The organism is Autumnicola patrickiae, from assembly GCF_031846525.1.
Classification (GTDB): Bacteria; Bacteroidota; Bacteroidia; order Flavobacteriales; family Flavobacteriaceae; genus Autumnicola; species Autumnicola patrickiae.
Map to the genome: position 1 here is coordinate 148,252 of NZ_JAVRHM010000009.1, position 23,304 is coordinate 171,555.

Sequence of the window (23,304 nt, forward strand, 5' to 3'; positions counted from 1 at the left end):
AAATTCTCCGATAGGCGTTTACTGTTCTTATCCTAAACTTCATCTTTATAAAATCAATGAAAATGTTTGCGGAGGTAAGCCAAAAGTTTTAATGTCAGGTGGGTATTAATAAATTATGAACTCTGAATTAATATGTTTTCTAATAGCCATTTAAATTTTGGCTTACTTCCAAATCCTCTTTCTGGACGAACCTCTTTTTCCTAAGATGTAGCTTTTGCGAAATCGTGGAAAATGTGGTGAGGACTTTTATCATTAATCATTCCCGCCAGCTCTTTCCTTCCCACTTAATAATATTGAACATTTCCGGAAGCCGGTCCCCAATATGGTTACCATATCTGGCAGCTATAGCCGATGGATTTTCATTGGTGGTTACAAATGTTTTTAATTTCCGGCGATGTCTCTCAAAAAGTAACTTTCCGATGATCTCTTCCCGGTTATATGCTTTATCTTCTTTTCCCAGATCGTCCAGGTACAACTTTCCATGGTAGTAACTTTCCAGTTTAAAATTGCTGGTGTTATCTTTTTGTGATTCGTAATACCGTGTTAGCATATGAACTGTCGATATGCTTGGGAACCAAAGTTGGGTGCTTTCGGTATGCTTCCAAACCACTTTCCCAACGGCATGAATGGCATCAAAAAGCGTTGATTTGCCTACACCATAGTCACCATATACCAACAAGCCTTTATCAAGTCCTGCCTTATTTTTAATTACACCAAATTCATTAAAGTTAGGCAGCTGCAGAAAGTAGCGGAAAATGCTAAAGGTTATTTGTTGGTTTTCAGGTGTTATTTGAAATTCCGGGAAATGACTGCGAAACAGTTTCCAAAAAACCTTTTTGTCAACCAAAAGGCTTTGATTTGCTTTTTCTTTTTTGGTTGCTAAAACCTTTTGTAAAATGGTTTGGGAGTGTGTACTAATCATAACTTTGGATTTTATGCTGGACCATCAGATCCATAGTTTTTATTTTCACCGGCTTTTTTCCCTGCGCGATCAATTGTCCTATTTTCACCCTTAGCTTATTGGTATCCAGGATAATCCCTTTCCAAAACTCATCAGGGCCATTAAGTAGCTCATAAGCGAGCTGTAAATGAGCCTCTGAAACACCATCTTTTTCAATCATTAGCCGGATAGGTGCCACACAATCCTTGAATCTTGCCATCTCCGTTCTTTTCAAAGGAGCTCCTTTGTTTTTTAAGTTTTTTAAAAAGAGCTCCTGGAATTTACATGCCCACTGATAAGAACCCAGGTAACATTCTGGAATTTCAGATTTTTCAATTTTTGAAAATTGTTTTTTATCTAAAGTTTTAAGGTTTATTGGTTTATAGTTTAATTGTTTATCTATACTCGCAATGCTCCGTACTTGCTTTGTACACTGCGTGGATAATGCTTTATCCAATGCTTTGGATTGTGCTGTGGTGTTTTTTACCAAAGCAATGATATTGGCAGTGTACTGGTTCTTGCTTTTTTGGATCCACTTTAGAAATTTCCAATCCACAAGATCCTGGAGCGCACTGACATAGGTTCTGTAATTCCTGATGCCCAGCGCTTCCATTGCAAGGTCTGTAGGGAAACCAAATTCTTCTTTCCATCCGAGCCGATTGCAACGCTCTATGGCAAAGAAGTAAATAGCGGAATGGACTGGCTTCACTTTATCTGGGTTAACAAAACTGAAATCGAACCATGCCCTGGAAAATTCGTAGCCGTTCATAGCGTTCAAGATTTTGAATTTCTCAGGAGCCAGGAATTCAGTTTGACCCTTTCAAAATAGATCATCTTACCACTAGGTTTAGAGTGGGGGATTTTTCCAGCAGAGGTAAGCTTGTACATATAGCTTTGGGAAATCCCGGTATAATCACAAGCTTCCTCCAGGGTCAAAACTTCCTTGTTTGCGGCAAGCAATTGTTCAATGCGCAGCAATCGATCTTCTAATTTTAAATCATCCATAAGTTCTATTCTTAATGAAGACAGCCACTAATGCTAACTTCTGGTTATAGAAACAAATGACTAACTAAAATCGCTGTAAATCAATATGGTAACAGGTAATCAAGGGGTAATTACCTATAGGTTAATTTTAAAAATCCCGGAGATATCTTTTAGGTAAGTGGCTTTGTTATTTCTCCAGTCGGAAATATTTTTGGTAGATAAGGTTTGCTCGGTACCCTCTGAATTTTTAAGGATGAAATAATGTTCGACCAGTTGCATCATTTGATGGTTTTCCAGGCGTTCAAATCCGATCATCAGCTGGCTTAAAAACTCTAATAAAGTTTGTCGGTTTACCTGTTTCTGACTCTTAGGAGAAGGATCCTTCCATTCCAGGCGCTCTTTGAATGAAATTGGTTCCAGTAGGATTAGAGATTGAAAGCTCTTATAACTTCCACAGAAATGCTTTACTGAGAAAGCTTCAAAAATAGCATTTGCCTGATCTTTGTTTAATTGAATAACCCTAAGGTCAAAATGCTGAAACTTTTCTTGCACATCGTCATCTATGGAATATACTTCCAGGGTATTTAATCTGTTTCTGATCCTTTTTCTTCTAACAAAGAAATAAACGGCTGCCATGCTTAATAAAAAAGAAATCAGGTAAATAACTGTAAAACTTATCTGAATCCACAAACTGGAGGGAGTAGTCCAGACAAAATATAGGAGGGTCGTCAAAAAGAAAAAACAGCAGGTAATTAATACCTGGCCAAGTTGTGAATCTGTTTCCCGCAATACATAATTAAAAGAATCCTGGAGCTTTGCCCTCAGCTGAAGAGTAATAACTGCGATACGCTCCAAAAACATGTTATCTTTCTTACTGTTAACTAATTAAATATAACGAAAAGAAAGAATAGATTGGTTTAAATATTTATGCTTACAGTAGGATGGGAATTGTGAAAGAATTATTTGTTTCTCTATAATAAAGTAATTTAAATCAAGATTTTCATTAATTAATTTTTCTTTTCAGTAGAAAATTTTAAAATTTCATTCAAGGCCTGATCGGAGGAAGCGTGAATAAAGTTCCCCTGATATCCAATTGTCGTACTCAAGCTACTGTGTCTATATAGCTTCTGCAGCATTTGTGGAGAAACCTTGTCTCCGGCAATATTTCCAAAAGAATGTCTTGCAATGTGGTTAGTAATTTTTTTATCAATTTCTGCAAGCTTGGCAATATTCTGCAAATTAGAATTGTGTTTTTTAATAGCGCCCTTTATTATGCTGTATTTTTGTTTAGTTTCATCATCTCCAACTTTTTTAAGTTCAGGAAAGATAAAATCAGCATAGGACCTCTGATCTTCACGATAAAACTTCAGGATTACTATAACCTTTTCCGGCAGTTTTAGTGAATCAAGTTTGGCATTTTTTTTCATTCTATATAATAACCTGTCCTCAATTATGTCATTCCATTTAAGGTGAAGGACATCTGTAATTCTAATCCCAGCTAAATAAAAGGAGAATAAAAAAATATTTCTTGTATGCCACAACGGAGTATGTGTTTGTAAATCTAATTGTTCGATTTTAAGAATTTCTTCTTCAGTTAAACCTATTTTTAATGATTCAGGATATTTAATGAGTATTTTTCCTCTACCAAAAGGATAAAAACTTTGGTCGATTATGCCATTTTTAATAGCACGATTAAAAAGCAGCCTAATAAACACATATGAATTCATCACAGATCGTTCAGAATTGTTCTTTTCATTTTTAAGGTAAATTTTAAACCGCCTTAAAAAATTTTCATCAATTTCCTGAAATAAGACATCTTTTCCTTTAGTGAATTCTTTAATATTTTTTGCTTTAGAGCGGTCGGAAATAGCACGATTAAATTTTTTGGATTTTTCTAAATCTTCCACATGTTCCTTGGCAAAATCAAAGAAGGATTTGTTCCTAGTATTATCTCTTATTTTATCTGTAATTTGTTTCGCAGATAATTGCGTTTTGTTACGCTCCGCTTCATAAATAATATCGTCCAACTGATCGTATTTTTTCCGAATTAATCGATTTAAGTGCTGGTATTTAGGATGAGATTTTTTGACTTTTTCAGCTTTTTCATCCCAATCGTTGGGATCAATGTTATAGCCAAGATGGAAATAGCTACGTTTACGGAAATTAGTTACTCTTAAAGCTAGCCTGTATATTGTTTTCTCCTTTTTAACTTTTTTAGGATGTAAAATTGCCTTTAGATGAACCATGATTTTTAGTTTAGATTACTAAGTTAGTAATTCTGGGTAACACATAGGTAACACATTCGTTGAATTGTTTTGGATTTATTTGACATCTTTCTATAAGTTAAACATCAGTAAAACAGTATTTTAGCTTCTTTTATATTCCTTTGGTTTCTATATAAATCGAACTTAGGATCTAGTGCCTTACGGTGTGAGAGTTCGAGTCTCTCCGCCCGCACAAAGGGATAAGCCGACTTGAAAGAGTCGGCTTTTTTGTTTTGGTACAACATAGGTACAACATTTCTTGAGTTTTAATGAATTGATTTATTTTAGCATAAATTGAAGTTAGAAGAAACAACAGACTTTATCGAAATATTAGGATTGGTTGATTATTTTTAATCATAGAATTGCTTTCAGAATTGTATTTTTAATCAGGATTCACAGGCCGCCCCGAAAAAGCAAACTTTCGAACTTGGTTGTGAATTGCTTTCAGAATTGTATTTTTAATCAGGATTCACAGGAAACTAATTTTATGGCACAATTAGATGTTAGTTGTGAATTGCTTTCAGAATTGTATTTTTAATCAGGATTCACAGGTTAATATTTCACCATCTATAACAGTAACCTGTTGTGAATTGCTTTCAGAATTGTATTTTTAATCAGGATTCACAGGGCTTGAGTGTGTGTCATTTCAATGCAACCAGTTGTGAATTGCTTTCAGAATTGTATTTTTAATCAGGATTCACAGGTATAGCCTCGTACACCATTGGTAATTCGCTGTTGTGAATTGCTTTCAGAATTGTATTTTTAATCAGGATTCACAGGAGAAGCCCGCAAAAGGTGAGCGTAAGCACAGTTGTGAATTGCTTTCAGAATTGTATTTTTAATCAGGATTCACAGGACAAAGCTGAGGGACTGCAGCAGGCCAGGGGTTGTGAATTGCTTTCAGAATTGTATTTTTAATCAGGATTCACAGGCCAGAGGTGCAGGAGGTGCAGGAGGTGCTTGTTGTGAATTGCTTTCAGAATTGTATTTTTAATCAGGATTCACAGGCTGGCGTCAAGGCAAAGCAAACAGGCTCCTGTTGTGAATTGCTTTCAGAATTGTATTTTTAATCAGGATTCACAGGTTCTTCTGAATCATCGTCCCATATAAAGGGTTGTGAATTGCTTTCAGAATTGTATTTTTAATCAGGATTCACAGGCTCATACTATTAAAGTCCATCGCTGGCTTGTTGTGAATTGCTTTCAGAATTGTATTTTTAATCAGGATTCACAGGCCAATGGTTTCAGATGCCTTAACCGGAATGGTTGTGAATTGCTTTCAGAATTGTATTTTTAATCAGGATTCACAGGATTTCGTTGGTAGAAGACTTCCAGGAACTAGTTGTGAATTGCTTTCAGAATTGTATTTTTAATCAGGATTCACAGGGTGCAATTTTTAATATTTTAAGTCCACCGGGTTGTGAATTGCTTTCAGAATTGTATTTTTAATCAGGATTCACAGGTGCAGGCTTATTAATGGCGAGCCGGAAACTGTTGTGAATTGCTTTCAGAATTGTATTTTTAATCAGGATTCACAGGAAAGGACTTCTCAAGTAAAATGCAGAATGCGTTGTGAATTGCTTTCAGAATTGTATTTTTAATCAGGATTCACAGGAGTCAAGTGATTGGCCAGAGATAACTACCAGTTGTGAATTGCTTTCAGAATTGTATTTTTAATCAGGATTCACAGGTAGGCATCCCCGAAGAAGAAATGGAAATGCGTTGTGAATTGCTTTCAGAATTGTATTTTTAATCAGGATTCACAGGCATCTATCATTGCCGTAGTTACGACCGTAGGTTGTGAATTGCTTTCAGAATTGTATTTTTAATCAGGATTCACAGGCGATGTGACCGAGTACCATACTCGCCCACTGTTGTGAATTGCTTTCAGAATTGTATTTTTAATCAGGATTCACAGGGGGAGTAAGTAAGGGTTACAAAGTGAACGTGTTGTGAATTGCTTTCAGAATTGTATTTTTAATCAGGATTCACAGGGTTATAAATCGGTTAAACCGGGTACCAACGGTTGTGAATTGCTTTCAGAATTGTATTTTTAATCAGGATTCACAGGTTTTGGAGCTAAACAGATCAAGGAATATTGGTTGTGAATTGCTTTCAGAATTGTATTTTTAATCAGGATTCACAGGTTTCTTAATAGCATCACCCAACTCTGCAGGTTGTGAATTGCTTTCAGAATTGTATTTTTAATCAGGATTCACAGGCAAGACCAAAGAAAAGAACGGGGCAAATGGGTTGTGAATTGCTTTCAGAATTGTATTTTTAATCAGGATTCACAGGCTGAGATATCCAAAGAGCTTATCGATAACAGTTGTGAATTGCTTTCAGAATTGTATTTTTAATCAGGATTCACAGGATAAAATATTTAAAGGTGACGGAGATGAGAGTTGTGAATTGCTTTCAGAATTGTATTTTTAATCAGGATTCACAGGCCAATACGAAGCGGAAAAAGCGAAGGACCCGTTGTGAATTGCTTTCAGAATTGTATTTTTAATCAGGATTCACAGGTAGGAAAGTCCAGAAAGTAACCGACTTCTAGTTGTGAATTGCTTTCAGAATTGTATTTTTAATCAGGATTCACAGGTAGAAAGCGGCGATATTGTAGCTCTAAAAAGTTGTGAATTGCTTTCAGAATTGTATTTTTAATCAGGATTCACAGGACATCGTTTTTTTTAGTAACGAAATTAAATGTTGTGAATTGCTTTCAGAATTGTATTTTTAATCAGGATTCACAGGCTGACTTAACTAAGGGATTAAATCCTGTATGTTGTGAATTGCTTTCAGAATTGTATTTTTAATCAGGATTCACAGGCAGAGAATTTTGCTTTAATCGATAGCTTGGGTTGTGAATTGCTTTCAGAATTGTATTTTTAATCAGGATTCACAGGTCAAATGCCTTTTACACCTAAAACTTTTCTGTTGTGAATTGCTTTCAGAATTGTATTTTTAATCAGGATTCACAGGTAAAAGAATAATTGAAATAACTGATGTGAGTTGTGAATTGCTTTCAGAATTGTATTTTTAATCAGGATTCACAGGCAGCTTGTCAGTAATCCGAAGAGTACAATTGTTGTGAATTGCTTTCAGAATTGTATTTTTAATCAGGATTCACAGGTTTTTGAATCTACAATGCACCACACTATCTGTTGTGAATTGCTTTCAGAATTGTATTTTTAATCAGGATTCACAGGCAAAAAAGTGGTGATGTTGAAAACAGATCAGTTGTGAATTGCTTTCAGAATTGTATTTTTAATCAGGATTCACAGGTTTGTGTCTGTGGAAGATCATCGGTAATTGGTTGTGAATTGCTTTCAGAATTGTATTTTTAATCAGGATTCACAGGATACCCGCTCTAAAATGCTGGTATCCTGTTTTTTAAGTGTTGTTTCAGGATTTAAAATAAAGGAGATATTGAAACACCAAGAATGATTTTAAAGGGGATTTTAAAATCCTAGAAAAGTTCGAGTTGCTGGGTGGGAGTTTCGGGAGCTGTTTCTTTTCTTCCGTGAAAAAGTTCAATCATTCCAAACTGCTTATCGGTTATTTGCATAATACACACTTTTCCTTTTTTGGGGAGGTTTCTTTTGGTACGCTTGGTGTGTACATCTGCATTTTCACGACTTGCACAAAACCTGGTATAAATTGAAAATTGGAACATGCCAAAACCATCATCAAGCAGGTCTTTTCTAAAACGGGCTGCCGCTTTTCGTTCAACCCTGGTTTCCGTTGGAAGGTCAAAAAACACTAATACCCACATACTTCGATATTGATTTAAACGTGAAAATTTTTCATCCATATACTTTATGTTGAATTCCCTTCTTCATACATTATGTTACTGATAAACCGGATAAAGGATCTTTCGGCTTAGATTGGCAAAGCATTCGTATAAGGAATTAGTGGTGCGACTAAGGGCTACCATTAAGGGGCTCCATTTCCCATCAATAAAGACATCTAAGGCGGGAATTTTTAGAAGTTGTGATTTCAGGTCAGTAGTCAACTCGTCTATATTCGCTTCCACAACAACCATTTCATAAACCAGATCATCTACATAAATGCGATAAGGTTCCATAATATCATCGGCCAGGGCAAAGGCATTGTATTTATTATGGTGAAAGATTCCCACACCTGGCAATAAGCCGGAACTAATTAGCGCTCTTGCAGTAATTGCCCGTAGAATCGCATAGCCGTAGTTAAGAAGGTTATTTGGAGGATCCCCGTGTCGATATCTGGTAAATCCTTCTATATCAAAAAGATTTTGCCAATAATGGGCGGCTGCAACGGCTTCGTGATTTTCGGTATCGCCACTTTTGACCTCTGCAGCCCAACGCAGCAGTTTTTTATGGTTTTTATTCCTACGAAAAAGGTGCTGCGCCTGGTTGCTTATTTTAGCACTAATGGTTTGCTGCCATAAATTTTTCTTTAAAGGCAAACTCGCGCTGAGTTGAGCTGAAAAACGTTCTGTTTGTTCTGTATGCCCCACAAGGGGTTGTAAAATAGAGCAGGGGAGGTGCTGTTTATCACAATTTATGACTGCCGCTTTATTCTGAATAAGTTTTGTGATGAGCCCATTGGTTAAAGTAATCTGAGGGTTTTCTAAAACAAGCATACCTATATCCTCAATGGGAACTGTTTTATCCTCTTTTTCATCTTCAGGGAAAGTTACTACTAACTGTTCATTTTTAGTGCTAAGGTATGCTGGATTGCCGAAAAAGATAGTGCGTTTTATCATCGAACTACATTTTGAATGATTCCCAGGCGATCAACTTTAAGTTTCCAACAGACTTCTTTTATTCTAACTAAGTTATCTATCTCAAGTGTAGTCTCTAGTTTATTTTGACTAGATAATTCACCAGTCTTTGTCTTAGCATCATATCTCTTTATCAAAGTAGAGATGTTTTGATGAGTGAAATAGCATTCAGATCCAGAACTACTCACCATTTTATAAATATTTTCTTTTTTTAAATTTTCAGGGATAATACCTGAAGATATATCATCTTGGGTAGGAACATATACCAAATCATTTGGGGAGAGATAAAATATAAACTCACCTTTAGTGTGGTCTATGGGAATAGGTTGCTTTTCCTTCATCGGGATATGGGCGGTCTGTTTTTGATGTTCCACCATTTCATTTAAGGGAATGGTTTCAAAGTTTCGCTTTTGCTTCTTCTCATCCCAATACACCGCAAAATATAAATTGGTTCCTTTTGCGGCCTCAACATACTTATCTGTTTTATTTCCTCGTTCACCTACGCTAAATTTATTTCCCACCTCATATTGCCTTACTTTATATATTGGGTGATGATTCTTGCCATTGTTTAAGACTTTAATATTATTATTCAAATCTGAAATTCCCTTAGGGCTAAAGGCTTCTGTGAAATCTTCTTTTCCCTTTTCATCAAGATAAATCTTTACATGGTTTCGTAAAATTTTCTGAATACTTTTATCGGTAATCTTATCTATGTGTTTATGGTTTTTAATATCAGAAATGTTAGTTCGGGTAGCAGTTGCCACTTTTCCTTTTGGAGTGGGAATGTCAATCAATCCGGAAACTGTCTCTTTATGAAGTGGTTTTCTTATGCCAAAATTCTTTCCTTTTTGAAGTTGAAGTGATTTTTTCCATTGCCCATTTTTTCTTTCCCAATGCCAGGTTTTATTATTTGTTCGGTTAACTACCCTAATATTTTTCTTGAAACTTATTACTAATTCTTCCAAGGCATTTTTTGTGTCAATAGTAAAACCTTCCCAGGGTTGTTTAAATGATTTAGCAACTGTGCGTTTTTTCCCGCCTAGTTCTATTTTTTTAGTTTCCCTTAGTTTCTTAACTAAACTATGATTCTTCCTTTCCGTATTAATAGAAGTAATGTAATTAATATGATCTTTTGTAGTACAAGCAATTACCAATGCATCTAAAGCATGATGACGATGATCAATGCGTTTTTTGCTAAAACCAACTTCAATATCTTTAGGAACCTTTGTTCTAAACGCATTTATTCTATTGTCCCAATACCCATAATCATTAGAATTGGTGATTTCGTTCAACCGCTTAAAACGCGGGGCGATAAGTTCATTCCATTTGTCATTCAATCCCCAATCTTTTTTTAATCTGCTGGTAATCGCACCGCTTACCGGAACAAGGTTTTTTACTGTTGTATCTCTCTCATTAGGTTCTCGTAAAATATTACTTAATAAGCCTTTAATGAATTTACTGATATATCTGCTGTCATTAAGTTGACGATTTATAAAGCCTTCAGGAATATCTTCACTTAGTAAATATTTTAATTTTGTTCGATTCTTTCTAAAATAGCTTCTGCAATGGTCTTCATATTCCTCCACGGTAAAAATTGTACATTCTTTCCCATTATTAGCCAATTCCGGTACGACACACCCCCTACTGTTCTTTATAAATTCATAAGCAGTTTGGTTGTCTTTATATGGATATGGATTAATAGCACTTTCACATATTACCTTGTTATTGAAGGAATCATCAAAATAGCGGGATTGAGGAATAATGTGTTCAATTTGATAATCAGTAGTAAAAAGTTTGCTCATCGGAATTATGTCTCCGGTATAGGGCGAACGATAACCTTGTTCCAACCATAATTTATAGCGTAATATATCTTTCTTTGTAGGTGTATTTTTCTTCCTAATCGCTTCAATTTCATCCTCACTAACCTGGTCGTATTCTGCATTAAAGTAAACACCTTCCTCATATAATTTTAAAATTTCCTGTTGGCTGGGGGAATAGGGTTTTACAGAATCAATACCTTCGTTTTGCAATTCTTCTAATAGAGCCTTGATTCGTTGGTTGGTATTCTCCCTTTCAGTATTTTGGTTGCTTAATCGCTGTCGTTTTTCGGCTGAATTTTTCATTTCCCGGCCTAATTCCAAATGGATCTCCGAGAAAAAATCCTTTTCACTTTTCCCGTAATGCTTCCAGATATCCCTCACAACTCGTAAAGTTTCGGTCACCACTTGTTCTACAATAGGATTTCGAAGTTGATGTTGCTTGAAGGTTTCATTTAAATACAAGTCAATATCTGCCGGTGTTTTCCAGTTAATAACTTCAGAAACTTCAGAATGCCTTTCATAAACTGCATAACAGGCCTGATATGTATTTAAACCTTCAAATGGATTGACTTTTCCTTCGAACTTTATAAAACTTCTTAACACCTGTTTTTTATAGGCATCATCAGCCACAGTTTCAATTTTTTCTTTATCAAAATTGATGGACTTAAGACGTTCTATAATATCATCGATTCTTGTTCTAACCTCAAGTGTGATGTCGCCTTCATTCCAATATTTACCCATCCGCATTAATGGTAAAAGTTTTTTGATAGCTTTTTCAGAATATGCTCCATAATCACTGGAATAGGGAGGAATCTTTTTAAAGGTTTCTACGAAGTCTTCGGATGATAATTGTTTTTTCTTTGCAAATGTTTCAAGTGCTTTCTCAAATTCTTTTCTATCTTTTACGGAGTAAACAATATGCCATAATTCCTTTTCAATTTCAGGGGTGAGGAAGTTTTGAGGAACTCCTTGGATCTTTTTTATTCTTGTTAAAAATTCGGACCTTGTTGTATTGCAAGGATATTTTTTATCTTCTACATAGTTCCACCGATATAAAGAAGAATCCTTCTTCTGTTTTGGGATTACTTTTAGATTTGAAAAATACTTGAGTATTTGATTTTGGTCAATTTCCTTATGGTCATTTAAAAAATCAAATAGATCAATGATGGAAGAAGTATCCGGCAATAGTGCCTTTGTAATGTCTTCATCAATTTTTGTCTTTTCTTCTCCAGCGGTGATCTTTTTATAAATTCTGAGATTTTGAATAAACTGCCAAAGACGGAACTCTTGGTAGAGCGGGTTGGATTTTGGAATACCTTTTAATGGATTTTCCAACAGTACACCATCTTTTTTAAAATACCTTTTTTCGTAGGCACAATTGGAAATAGTAGATTTCTTGGTTTTCAACGGACGTTGGTAGAAAATAATATCGTCTATGAACAAATAGGTGAAATCCTTGCTTTTATTATTTGCCCGATGTGCTTCATTGCGGGGATATAATTCAATTAAACATTTTTGATATAGATCATGATTCTGTAATTCTGGATGAAACTCCTTTTGACTTTCTAAAATTTCAGAAAGTTCCTTCTTATAATATTTCCGGTCTATAGTCTTTACCAGATTTCCCCGTATCTTTTGATTGGGTTTTTTCAATAAGGATTCATAAATAAATTCACCCACAGTTTTTTTTGATTCATCTATATTCTGCTGCGTTTTTTGCTTGATGGCAATCCAATCCTGTTCGGAATCTACTTTTTTAAAAGTTCTTTTGATACTACCATCTTTGTTGGTTTTTGTAGTTACAATAAATTCTCTTTCTTGATTTTCCCAATCTTCGATTTTGGTAATATCTCTATCGTATTCCCATCCATTTTCAAAGATTACTTTATAAAGTGGTTTGCCTTTAACGGCTTCCCCTGTGTCAATTAAATTCTTTACTTGTAAAGAAACATATTCTTGGTTTTTATCGGTTTCTTCGTCTTCGCCACGTAATTGATAGTAACCTCTCTTTTGGTTAAAATTTAAAATTACCCACGCAAGTTCTTCTTTAGATATTCTTAATGAAAGCGCCTTCTTCCTTAAATAGTATAAGGTCCAATCATATGGAATTTTCAGACCAGGATGTTTAATCTTAAAATCTTTAGCCATTTCTTCAAATGACTTCTGAAAAATAAAATGGTGTTTGGGACCTCCATTAAGCTGATAGTTTAGTTTCACTTCCTTTCCGGGTAAAAACTGACCTAACTTATTGTGAAAATCAATTGAGTCTGCATAATGGTGTGGAAGAAAGCCTAGAATATTCAAAACCCGATGTAAACGTTGACGACGTAAAAGATAGCGTTCATTTAAACGACGTGTTCCTCTATAGTCAGTTCTTTCTGCGGTTTGCGAAATGGAATTTCCGCTATCAAATTTCCCTAAAATATCCTGACTCATTGGGATAATCCGAGTTCCCATTCCTAAAATATATCCTTCTTTTTTATCAAAATCCTGTTCTATAATGGACCACCCAATAGAGTTTGTCCCCAGATCCAAACCTAAAATTCGTTTCATATACTATGATTTTCGGTAAGTTAATTAATACAAGTTTTATCCCTTTACGGAAATCCGCATTGTACAATTCAAATAATTGTTTTATACTTGTTACACAATTTTGAAGCAATTCACAATAAGGATTATTCCGTTGTGAAAACATTTAAAGCGGCCTTAACAGGTCGCTTTCATTTTTTGGAATAGTAGGGTAGGCCAAATAAGATTAACATAATTACTGAAAATAATTATAAACTCCTACAAAAAACTAGGAAAAACCCTTAATTAAAGAAAGATTCTAGGCTATTGAAAAAAGACCATTAGCGATAGGTACCTTTAGGTTATAGGTCCTGCGATTTTCTATTAACCTGTCTCATCCCTAACTTTCCAATGTTCTTAACTTAATTTTTATGACACCTATAGTATAGTATTTTCTTAAATCTATATCTTCTGAACTATTTCTTCCTTCAACCATTGAAATGCTTTTACCTGGTTATATTGAATTTCTGACCTTAATAAAGCTTCCATATCACCAGTAAAATCCGGATCTTTTTCTTTCTCTTCTATATTTAGTAAAAACTCCTTAGCGCTGGGAGATTGGCCTACAGAGAAATCCATATAAACCTTAAAGCACTTTAAAATCAGCTGAATGTCTAGATCCATATTGCGCCTGGAGTAGTCTAGATCGAAGAGATCTCTACCTTTACTGCGTTGATATAAGGCTCTTAATTTTGTTCCCAATAATTCGTTGATATTATAAGTACGAATATTCGCTTTTCCTTCAAACCAGTTGCTTTTCACTTCAAAAGGATATTCAACCCAGGGCAATACATTAAAATGTTCTTTACAGTTTATTTCTAGCTTTAGCCTTAGTCTGATATTCTCATATTCTGAATTGAATCGATATAGTGCTTTTGCTCCGTGTCCTTTAACTTGAGTACGCCTTTCTTCTTCAAAGAAAGTAACGACTTCACCTATCCGTTTCATAATTGGTTTAATTGGTCCCGGTTTTATTTGCACCAGGTCAATGTCTTCGGAATATCTTGGAGCAGGATTTAAGTAAAGTTTATGTAGGGCGGTTCCTCCACGGAAAGCTAAATTTTCCCTCAAAAAATCATCGGAAAATAACTCCACTAAAGTCCTACTGATTACCAAATCTTGCTCGACTTGCATAAACTCTTTCCAGGGGGCATTCATCTGCCATTTCGCTATATCTGGTCTTGGTATCATAAATCACTTTCCATTTTAATATTAACATCCACTTTCCAACGATTGTTGACGGCACCTGCTTTTTGATTTGACTTAGGACTTAATAAAACAGGATAAAACTTTTGAAGCTTCAAATGGCTATAAATTAATTCGGCTGGTTCGGAATTGGAATTGTATTCATTTAGCAAAAAACCAAAACGTTGCAATACGCTTCTTTGGGAATACCAAGAGAGCAGATCATTTATATCCGAAACTTCTACTTCTTCGAACAACTCTTCTAAAATGGAAAGTGTTCTGTTCAACCCCCCAATTTTGGATTGATGGTGTAATAGATCGGCTGCTGTTAATGCCGGACTGGATATTTTAAATATTCCCGCATCACCCTTACGATTTAGAATATTTTTTTCTGGCCAGTTGGAAACGGTAAAAAAGTCAAGTTTAACAGCTCCTTTGGAGACTGAAAGCAATGGAGATTTATCGTGAAGTATATACTCCTTTTGAATTTGCTGATGGCTTGCTTCATAATACCTCGCGGCCGAATACAATCCCAAATAATAGTTTCTATTTAGGAAACTAAACAGTTTATCGATATATAGCTCAATTGGTAGTTTGCCGGAATGAGAATATCTAGGCGGAATAATTAAATAGAATTTATGTCGGAGGGAAACAACATCCCCATTACCCACAGCATAATAAAGATCATTACGAATCAAGGATTCGGATTTACCAGACGTCCCTTCAACTAGCTCATTCCACGTAAAAGCATATTCCTCATAGGATAATCGCTCTTTTATAAATTCGCTTAAACTCACCTTTAGTAAAATTTCGAGAAATATAGTGATTTTTGCCACATTTCTCGAATAATTACTAAAAAATATAATCTAATATAGATTGTCTAACAAAAATCATTGTTTCTCTATTTAGACCTACTTAAGATTTTATTTCCTCAAGTAATTTATGAGGATCTAAATCATCGAACAACTCATCTTTAGATGAAATAAGTGGATTCAACCAGTCAACTTTTTTGTAACCAAATATTACAAGCTTCTTCATCTCTTCAGTCAAATTTTCATTCTCATCACACGCCTTCAGAAAATCTCTAATTTTATTGGCCTCGTGCCAGAGATCTGATTTTTGCTTAATAAACCGGAGCTTTTCAATTTCTTCTGTTTGTAATTTTTTTCGTGCTTCTTCTTTTTTCTTTTTAATAGCCTGCTCTTTCAATCGCTTTTCGTTTTCAACCTTCCTTATTCTTTCCTGCTTAGCCATTTTCTCTAAATAGGTAATGATAAGCGGTAATTTTTCAGCAAGAGACCTGGTAGGGGTTTCCTGCCATTCCTTTTTATAAAAATACTCTCCTGTAATAATGGTTAAAAGTCCAATAGGAACTAATTTACTGGTTCGATAACCTGATTTCTCAGTTTCATAAACCCTCTTTGATCTTTCTCGCATTCGGATGGCGATTTCAATACCTTCAATCACAATATAGGCCCGCTCATAAATGAATAAAAAATAATGTCCTCTTGTTTTCATCACTTTAATAAATGTATTTAGAAAACAAAGGGCTCTTTTATATGGCTTTATTGAGGCACTAACCGAAATTCTTCCGTAGTTGTACCTTTTGGTGTAATCCCAAATATTATTTACTACTGGATGTTTCTTCGGATTATCAGACAACATTTCCTGGATAATAGGATCTGGATTTTTTGGTAATTTCTTTGGAACTTCTAAAACGTAAGACTCAGAATTAGAATCTATACGCTGGAGTTTTTCGGCTGTCTTAGGCTTTCTTGAATTTTCTTTAGTTCTTAATACCAGGTGAATTTTTGATGGACCATGATAGGTTTTAGGTAAATCTGGTTTGTTTATTTCCTTGCCAAATTTTCTTTTCATCCAATATCCATTGGGAGGCAAAGGAATTTGATATTTAGTACTGATATTTTTAAACTCCCGATACGATAATAAATAATTTTCACAAAACCAGGCAATACTCTTTTCCCAGCAGAGATTAAAGAATTCCTGTCTATCAAATTCAGTTTTCATTACTATAAAATTTTAAGTTGGACAGACTTCACTTGTAAATTTAAAATGTTGTTTATTATTCTGAAATACAAGGTTGAAACTGACTATTAAAGAATGACCAAAATTGAAAGATGACGGAGCCAGCTTCGGTGAAAAAATTCACCTTTTATTATACGGGAGAATGTTTAACTAGCAATATATTATAATACCCGTTCAGCCCATTTCCACTACATTTCGCAAAAGCTTCATTCCGGGAAAAGCGCTTCTCTATAAAGGTCTTGGACACCATCGAAGAAATTGCGACTTCCATTACGCTAACCCGATGAAAAATCGGATCGCTCCACTCCAGATCGAAATTTTTCGATGAAGTCCGCTTGGTAGAACTTCAGATCATAGTTTTACCTCCTGAAGAAAATAGTAGGATTTTCTGATCCTTATATAAACTTCATCCTAACATCCATACCTTTTTTAGACGCAAAAAAACAACATCCTTTCCTGGACAGCGGCATAAAGCCGTTTCGGCTTCGCCTACTCTTTTTATACGCTTTACCAGGCCAGGATATTGTAATGCAAAAGCATCAAAAAAGGTAATGTGACGGCTCTATAGGAAGTAAATCTGAAAAGAAAAGGCAGAATCAGTATCAATTCTAAAACGATAAATCCAGTTTGAGGTTAAAAAACAAAAAAGGAAAATGCTCGGGATATAATAAGTAAATCATTTAAAAATTAATTCAGTGAGAGATTTAATTTGTTCAAAACTGGATATCTTTTTTTAAAATCAACAGTAGAAATTTTTGAAGGTTTGAAGTCTCCAAAATCAAAAATCTGCCGTTTCAAATTTTTCCAATTTGACAAATTTGTAGGAATTGCTATCAAATTAATCCAAAAGACACCAAATCCTATGAAACTTTCACTTTCATTGAATAGGTATAAATAGTATCTTAAAGTGTTGATTTACCGATTGATATCATAATTGGAATTCTACTGATTTGACTTTTGTCCTATAATTATACCTGTTTAAAAAAGGAAAGAGATTTTTTAATTCCTTTTTTAAAAATGCAGTTGGTGCAAACCAACTTGTATGGAAATTTTGTCCCGCCTGCGGGACGAAATCGAATAGCAAGAGGATGACACGCAGAGCGATGTCGTTCGATTTCTTTAATGTGTAAAACACTGATTTTGTGTTGTTTAGTTATTATTGAAACTAGAAAAGTATCCACCCTCGTGGATATACCCCACTGGAAAGGCCTGTAAAATCGAGATGGCTATAGCCAGTAAATATTAAAATAGTATCCATTATGTCAAAATCAAGGCTTCAATTAAAGGCAAGTACGGCAAAGAGGTTCCGGGAGTTTTCTAAGAAGAACAATAGCGACCAGTCCGAATCTTTAGACCTGGTCCTGGATTTTTTTGAAAAAAATAACCTCTCTCCTTTTGAAACCTTAGTGCCTTCAAAAGTGAGCCTGGAACTGCTTATTAAAAAAAGGATAGATGCCGTGATAGCTATTCTTAAAAATATTGAGAAGACCCAGACTAAACCAAGCTTGTTAATGTTGGAGCTACTTATGGAAGGACGCGCAGTTCCAAAACTTGAAGTTGCAAAAAAGGAAAAAGTTTCGGCTTCTAATAAAAAAAGCCTGGCGCAATTGGAATTGGAAATCTCCAGGCTTGAGGAAGTATTGAAAGCTACCAAAAGGGACCTGGAGTACCTGCTACAAAATGTGGAAATAAAGAGCAACGCCTTTGGCCCGGATTATCTAAAGTTAAACATCCCCCGCACCGAGTTTGAACAATTTAAAGTAGCCATAAAACAGAAGAACTAAATGTATATCAGCATCTCTCCTCAAAAAACAGGTGGCGCTTTTTCAAAAAGCGCAGGGGATTTTGTGAGCTACCTGGAAAAAGAAAACCAGGGTAAAAGTCTGTTGGATAAGGAATATTTTTTTAATCAGTATGATGATAAAATACAGCCCTACGAGGTGATCAAAGAGATCGATGGGAATACTTCGAAATTAAAACACAAAGAACCCAAATATTATTCTATCACCATTAGTCCCAGCCATTACGAGTTAAAACATATCCACAATAATCCTGAAAAATTAAAGGCATTTGTTCGTGACGCAATGAAAGAATATGCCGGCTCCTTTAACCGGGAGATAGGTGGAAGGCCAATCAATGTGGATGACATTAAATATTACGCCAAAATTGAATATGAAAGAACCTTTAAAAGTAACGATGTAGCCATTCGGGAAAATAAACCCTTCAGCAAGCAGATCGCCCACCTGAAAAATGAACTTCGGAAGGTAGAACGTGGGGAAGTTCCCGGAAACACCCGGAAACTTGAAAATGAGATTCAAAAGCTGGTCAGGGATGCTCCTTATAAAATTCGGGGACAGGCGGTGGAACCGGGAATGAAAAAAGAAGGACTGCAGAGCCATATCCATATCATTGTAAGCAGGAAAGATGCTTCAAACACTTACAGCCTTTCCCCGGGCAGTAAATACAAAGCTTCGGAAGTGGAGATGCATGGCAAAAAGGTCAAGCGCGGGTTTGAACGGGACCGGTTTTTCCAAAATTCTGAAAAGGCGTTTGACAAGATGTTTAATTACAACAGAAATTATGTGGAAAGCTATACCGCCAGGAAAATGCTGAGTAAGGATCCCAAACAATATTTTTTATCCCTAAGAAACCTGGGGATCAATGAGAAAAAGATCGCTTTTAAGATGATCCGACAAGCGGGCTTACAATTGCCCGTTTTACACCTGCCTCAAAATAAAGTGGGGTTCGCTTATAAACAACTAAAAAGAATTATCGAAGCCAGTATTAAAGCAAGTTCTATTGGTTATTAAAATTATCTGTTATGCTGTCAAATATTTATTTTATCCTTTTTTTTAATGCAGCGGTTGGGGGCTTGTTTTACTATTCCCTGAAAAATACCTCCTGGGGTTATATCATCAACTTTGGGTTTATATTCCTGCTGTTTGTTACAAGTTTTACTTCACGCTTTGATTTTAACTTGTTCGTGATGCTTTCCATTCGCCTGTTTATTCCACTAATCCTCATCAATATTCTAATTAATGAATGGCTGTTAAAGATTGAAAAGGATAAGTTGACCTACAAGTATGCTTTCAGGATGCCACTATCTTCGGGATCGATCAAATTGAAAGATATCCGCCGCGGAGTTTCTATCATTGGAGCTGCGGGGAGCGGAAAGACCGAAAGTGTGGTTGCCCAATTTCTAAGACATTTTAGTAAGCAAACTTTCTGTGGAATTATTCATGACTATAAAAATTTTGAACTTTCCAGGATTGCCTACCCACTATTTAAAGAAGGCAAAATGCCCTTTTATATAATTTCCTTTGATACCATTTATAGTAAAGTAAATCCCATTGCACCTCGCTATATGCAGGACGCAGAAAGTGTGAACGAGATTTCCCGGGTACTGCTGGAAAATTTATTGGAAAAAAAGGAAAATATATCATCCGGGAGTTCCCAGTTCTTTAATGATGCTGCAGAAGGTATAATTGCAGGGCTTATTTGGAAACTTAAAACTGATCATCCCGGCTATTGTACCCTGCCACATATGATCGCCCTATTCCAACAATTAACTGCCTATGAGTTAGTGGGCCTTTTAAGTTCTAATCTCACCTCTCAGGCTATGGCGAATGCTTTTATAAACGGGGTAGATTCCGAACGACAGACAGCTTCCGTAAAGAGCACGCTTTCCAATGCTTTTAAAAAAATAAGCACCCAGCGGATCTTTATGGTTCTTTCTGAAGATGAGATTCCGTTAAATATCAATCATTCGGAAAATCCAGGAGTGATCTCAGTAGTGAATAATCCTAAATTTGAATCGGCATACTCCCCAATCGTCGCTACTATTATTCATAGTATCACTAAGCAAATGAGTGTACATGATCGGCTTGGTTCTTTTATCCTTATGGAAGAGGCTTCCACAATTCGCCTACTCAATATGCACCGTATTCCGGCGACGCTACGAAGTTATAATATAGCTACGGTCTATGTAATCCAGGATAAGATACAGAATGATATTCTTTATGGTAGGGAAGCAGGAAAAGCGATTCTCAGCAACTTGTCTTACCAGTTTTTTGGAAAGGTGAATGATCCCGATACTGCGAAATATTATGAAAGTTTCTTCGAGATTGTAAAGAGGAAAAGTATCAGTGTAAGCAAAAGTGATAATCTGGATTTCGATACTCGTAGAACCGAAAGTGAGCGGGAGGTCGCCAAGATCAGGGCCGATCTATTCTTCCGCTTAAAACCCGGGCAGTTCGTAACTTTTGCCGATGGAAAAGACCGAAAAGTAAGATTCGCTACACCCGAATGGCCGAAAGAATTACCGATTCCTAAGCAGGAATTTTCTTCGGAAGATCTGGAATTGAATTTTCAGAAAATATACAGGGAAGCCAAAGCGATCTATAAATCTGAAAACTCCCAGAAATGAATGCCGTCAATTACATTAGCCACCTTAACGGAGTACTGCGAAAATTCTCTGAAGATGACAAAATCTCATCTTCACACCGCAGCTTATACCTGGCGTTTTTTGAGTTATGGAATCAAAAACGTTTTCCAAAAACCATCATGGTTAACAGTAAACAGGTAATGTCGCTGGCCAAAATACGTTCCAGGACTACTTACCACAAATTACTCCAGGATCTAAAAACCTGGGGATACCTGCAATACCATCCTTCTAATAATCCGCAAATTGGTTCACTCATTGAGATGTTCAGATTTGAATTCCTCACTGATCAAAAAATGGACAAGACTTATTCAAATTCTGAACAAGTACCTGTCCAAAAATTGGTCTCTTTTAATAAACATAAAGGTAAACATATAATAAACTCTTTTAAAAACACTTGTCCAAAGAATGAACAAGTTGTAATAGCATATTTTATAGAAGAAAAAAGAAGTTCTATAGAAGCTAAAAAATTTTTTAATTTTTACGAATCCATTGGATGGAAATTAAATGGCAAAAATCCAATCACAAATTGGCAGGCCTGTGCCCGGAATTGGATGATAAAGGCTGACGAAATAAAAAATGAGCAAAATTTAAAACCTGCGTCCCATAATTGGGATCACTTGCATGTTAGAAAGAATAAAGATTATGGAAAGCCATTGTGAGAAATTAAGTCAACTTATTCATATAAAAACTGATTAATTTGTCACAAGGAAAATTTATTATCATAAAGTGGTATCTAATAACCTATTAAAACAGTATAGGTTATTATTTAAATTTAGTAGTCACAAAGTAATAGGTTCCTCACTCCCTATAATTTTACTAAATCTTAAAATAACACCATTTTTTCAGCTCTCTATTTTAAATATTCACTTGGGTGTAGAGATTCGGTGAGAATCTAAAAACATCTTATCAATTTTAAAAATCCTAAACATTTCTGAATAGATATAATTTCATATCTAACGGATATTTTTGCTATATTATATCCTGATTTATAGCAAACTACAACTAACCGAGCCATAAACATGAAACAATTAATCTTTTTTTGCCTTCTATTTCCTGGATTAGCATCAGCACAGATTTTTAAATCAAAAGTCGAACTAGACAGGATCAGAGAAGCTAATTATTTAGATCAAGAAGATTACAGAAATACTATTTTTTATATCATTCAACAGGGTTGGACTGCAAATATGCCCATTTCGACGGCATCAGCTATTACAAATGGTGTATTTCCTATACAAGATAGAAGAGTTCCCATGAAAGATAATGAAGGGGAATCAAACGATTATTTATTAGAAGCAGATCTTTATTTGAGTTATCCCTTAATATATGGTAGAAAAGAATATGGCGTAGCTTCTAACAAATTAGCACGAATAGCATTTGATTATGGAGTTAATTTCCGAATGCTATATGATAACTCCAGTCCTGTTACACCTCCAAGTCAGAAACCAGGATTATCTTATCAAATGAATTTATACAATAATTACTCAAAATGGTTTGGATCATCCTGGAAAAAAAATAGTAAGGATAGTATCTATAGATTAAAACCTGGCAAGAACCTAACATTTGTAAACTTTCTATTCAAGGTTCAACATTATAGTAATGGCCAATCTGGCGATTCAATTTATATTGAGCCTGAATCCGGTTTAGAAAGAAATAATTATCGTGACGGAGATTTTAGCACAAATTATTTATATTTTCAAACTACTCTTGGAAAATATCACGTGGGATATAAAAATCTACATCAATTAAGTGTGGGATATCGATGGGATTGGGGGTCTAGTGATGGCACATTCGCTTACTCAGGTGGCCAAGACTTTAAGTATGGCAGGAATAGACTAACCTTAATTTATGATTACCGGTCTTCTCCAAGACAAGATATACCATGGCATTTCCGTGCTGATTTTAATTATATCATTGGAGACCTAGGTGAATTTCAAGCAAACATAGACTCGGATAAGAAATATAGGACGGGTGCGAAGTTATTTTTTGCTCTTACTCCAAAATATCATAGGTCCGTTGGATATTTTGTATCGACCTATTATGGAAGAGATTATCTTAATATACGATATGATGATATTGTGTTTGTTTTCAGAATTGGACTTTCTCTTAGTTTAGATGGATATAAAATAAACAAAGCAAAGAATGTGATGAATTAAATATCCTATCTATTTATTTGAAATTATAGGTTTTATCTACGAAAAAATAAATTTAAGGTGGTTCTTCAATAACCTATAAAATAGTAACCAACGTTACAAAATAATATGATTGATCAATGGTCTGAAATTTATCCAA

Annotated in this window: 16 protein-coding genes and 1 CRISPR repeat array; of the genes, 5 read left to right on the forward strand and 11 right to left on the reverse strand. The window is 35.2% G+C overall.

What is annotated here, in order from left to right:
• Positions 1-256: 256 nt before the first annotated feature.
• The 11 genes from RM549_RS09660 to RM549_RS09710 form a co-directional block, all read right to left on the reverse strand.
• Entirely contained in the window at positions 257-922 is a 666-nt protein-coding gene (locus tag RM549_RS09660; RefSeq protein ID WP_311684163.1) for a P-loop NTPase family protein, read from the reverse strand.
• On the reverse strand, positions 915-1,709 hold the full coding sequence (locus RM549_RS09665; RefSeq protein ID WP_311684166.1) for a phage replication protein O: 795 nt from the start codon (positions 1,707-1,709) through the stop codon (positions 915-917). Before RM549_RS09665 ends, RM549_RS09660 begins: the two co-directional genes overlap by 8 nt.
• 5 nt (positions 1,710-1,714) lie before the next feature.
• Positions 1,715-1,945, reverse strand: a complete 231-nt coding sequence (locus RM549_RS09670) for a helix-turn-helix domain-containing protein (RefSeq protein WP_311684168.1) — start codon at positions 1,943-1,945, stop codon at positions 1,715-1,717.
• Positions 1,946-2,059: 114 nt separating this feature from the next.
• A complete protein-coding gene (locus RM549_RS09675) occupies positions 2,060-2,785 on the reverse strand; it encodes a hypothetical protein (RefSeq protein WP_311684170.1) in 726 nt (241 codons plus the stop codon).
• A 146-nt stretch (positions 2,786-2,931) separates the two neighbouring features.
• Positions 2,932-4,170 (reverse strand): phage integrase SAM-like domain-containing protein, encoded by a 1,239-nt coding sequence (locus tag RM549_RS09680; RefSeq protein ID WP_311684172.1) that lies wholly within the window; start codon positions 4,168-4,170, stop codon positions 2,932-2,934.
• 372 nt (positions 4,171-4,542) lie between these two features.
• Positions 4,543-7,548: direct repeats of the CRISPR family, unit length 46 nt; unit sequence GTTGTGAATTGCTTTCAGAATTGTATTTTTAATCAGGATTCACAGG.
• A 108-nt stretch (positions 7,549-7,656) separates the two neighbouring features.
• On the reverse strand, positions 7,657-8,001 hold the full coding sequence (gene cas2 / locus RM549_RS09685) for a CRISPR-associated endonuclease Cas2 (protein WP_311684174.1): 345 nt from the start codon (positions 7,999-8,001) through the stop codon (positions 7,657-7,659).
• 36 nt (positions 8,002-8,037) lie between these two features.
• The gene (cas1, locus tag RM549_RS09690; protein WP_311684176.1) at positions 8,038-8,934 is read right to left on the reverse strand and encodes a type II CRISPR-associated endonuclease Cas1; all 897 of its coding nucleotides are present in this window, start codon (positions 8,932-8,934) and stop codon (positions 8,038-8,040) included.
• On the reverse strand, positions 8,931-13,325 hold the full coding sequence (gene cas9 / locus RM549_RS09695; RefSeq protein WP_311684178.1) for a type II CRISPR RNA-guided endonuclease Cas9: 4,395 nt from the start codon (positions 13,323-13,325) through the stop codon (positions 8,931-8,933). Before cas9 ends, cas1 begins: the two co-directional genes overlap by 4 nt.
• A 417-nt stretch (positions 13,326-13,742) precedes the next feature.
• Positions 13,743-14,531, reverse strand: coding sequence for a nucleotidyl transferase AbiEii/AbiGii toxin family protein (locus tag RM549_RS09700; RefSeq protein WP_311684181.1), 789 nt, complete (start codon positions 14,529-14,531; stop codon positions 13,743-13,745).
• Positions 14,528-15,361: a type IV toxin-antitoxin system AbiEi family antitoxin gene (locus RM549_RS09705; protein WP_311684183.1), complete on the reverse strand. Its 834-nt coding sequence runs from the start codon at positions 15,359-15,361 to the stop codon at positions 14,528-14,530. Before RM549_RS09705 ends, RM549_RS09700 begins: the two co-directional genes overlap by 4 nt.
• Positions 15,362-15,440: 79 nt before the next feature.
• Positions 15,441-16,553: a hypothetical protein gene (locus RM549_RS09710; protein ID WP_311684184.1), complete on the reverse strand. Its 1,113-nt coding sequence runs from the start codon at positions 16,551-16,553 to the stop codon at positions 15,441-15,443.
• 1,277 nt (positions 16,554-17,830) lie between these two features.
• Here RM549_RS09710 and RM549_RS09715 point away from each other — a divergent pair.
• From RM549_RS09715 to RM549_RS09735, 5 genes are all read left to right on the forward strand, one after another.
• Positions 17,831-18,355: a BfmA/BtgA family mobilization protein gene (locus RM549_RS09715; RefSeq protein WP_311684186.1), complete on the forward strand. Its 525-nt coding sequence runs from the start codon at positions 17,831-17,833 to the stop codon at positions 18,353-18,355.
• Positions 18,356-19,381, forward strand: coding sequence for a MobB family relaxase (gene mobB, locus RM549_RS09720; RefSeq protein WP_311684188.1), 1,026 nt, complete (start codon positions 18,356-18,358; stop codon positions 19,379-19,381).
• Positions 19,382-19,392: 11 nt separating this feature from the next.
• Entirely contained in the window at positions 19,393-20,997 is a 1,605-nt protein-coding gene (locus tag RM549_RS09725; RefSeq protein ID WP_311684190.1) for a type IV secretory system conjugative DNA transfer family protein, read from the forward strand.
• Positions 20,994-21,674 carry a hypothetical protein gene (locus RM549_RS09730; protein WP_311684192.1) on the forward strand — a complete coding sequence of 227 codons (681 nt, stop codon included), beginning with the start codon at positions 20,994-20,996 and terminating at the stop codon, positions 21,672-21,674. The genes RM549_RS09725 and RM549_RS09730 overlap by 4 nt, the downstream gene beginning before the upstream one ends.
• A gap of 360 nt (positions 21,675-22,034) precedes the next feature.
• Positions 22,035-23,168, forward strand: a complete 1,134-nt coding sequence (locus RM549_RS09735) for a hypothetical protein (protein WP_311684194.1) — start codon at positions 22,035-22,037, stop codon at positions 23,166-23,168.
• The last annotated feature ends 136 nt before the right edge of the window (positions 23,169-23,304 follow it).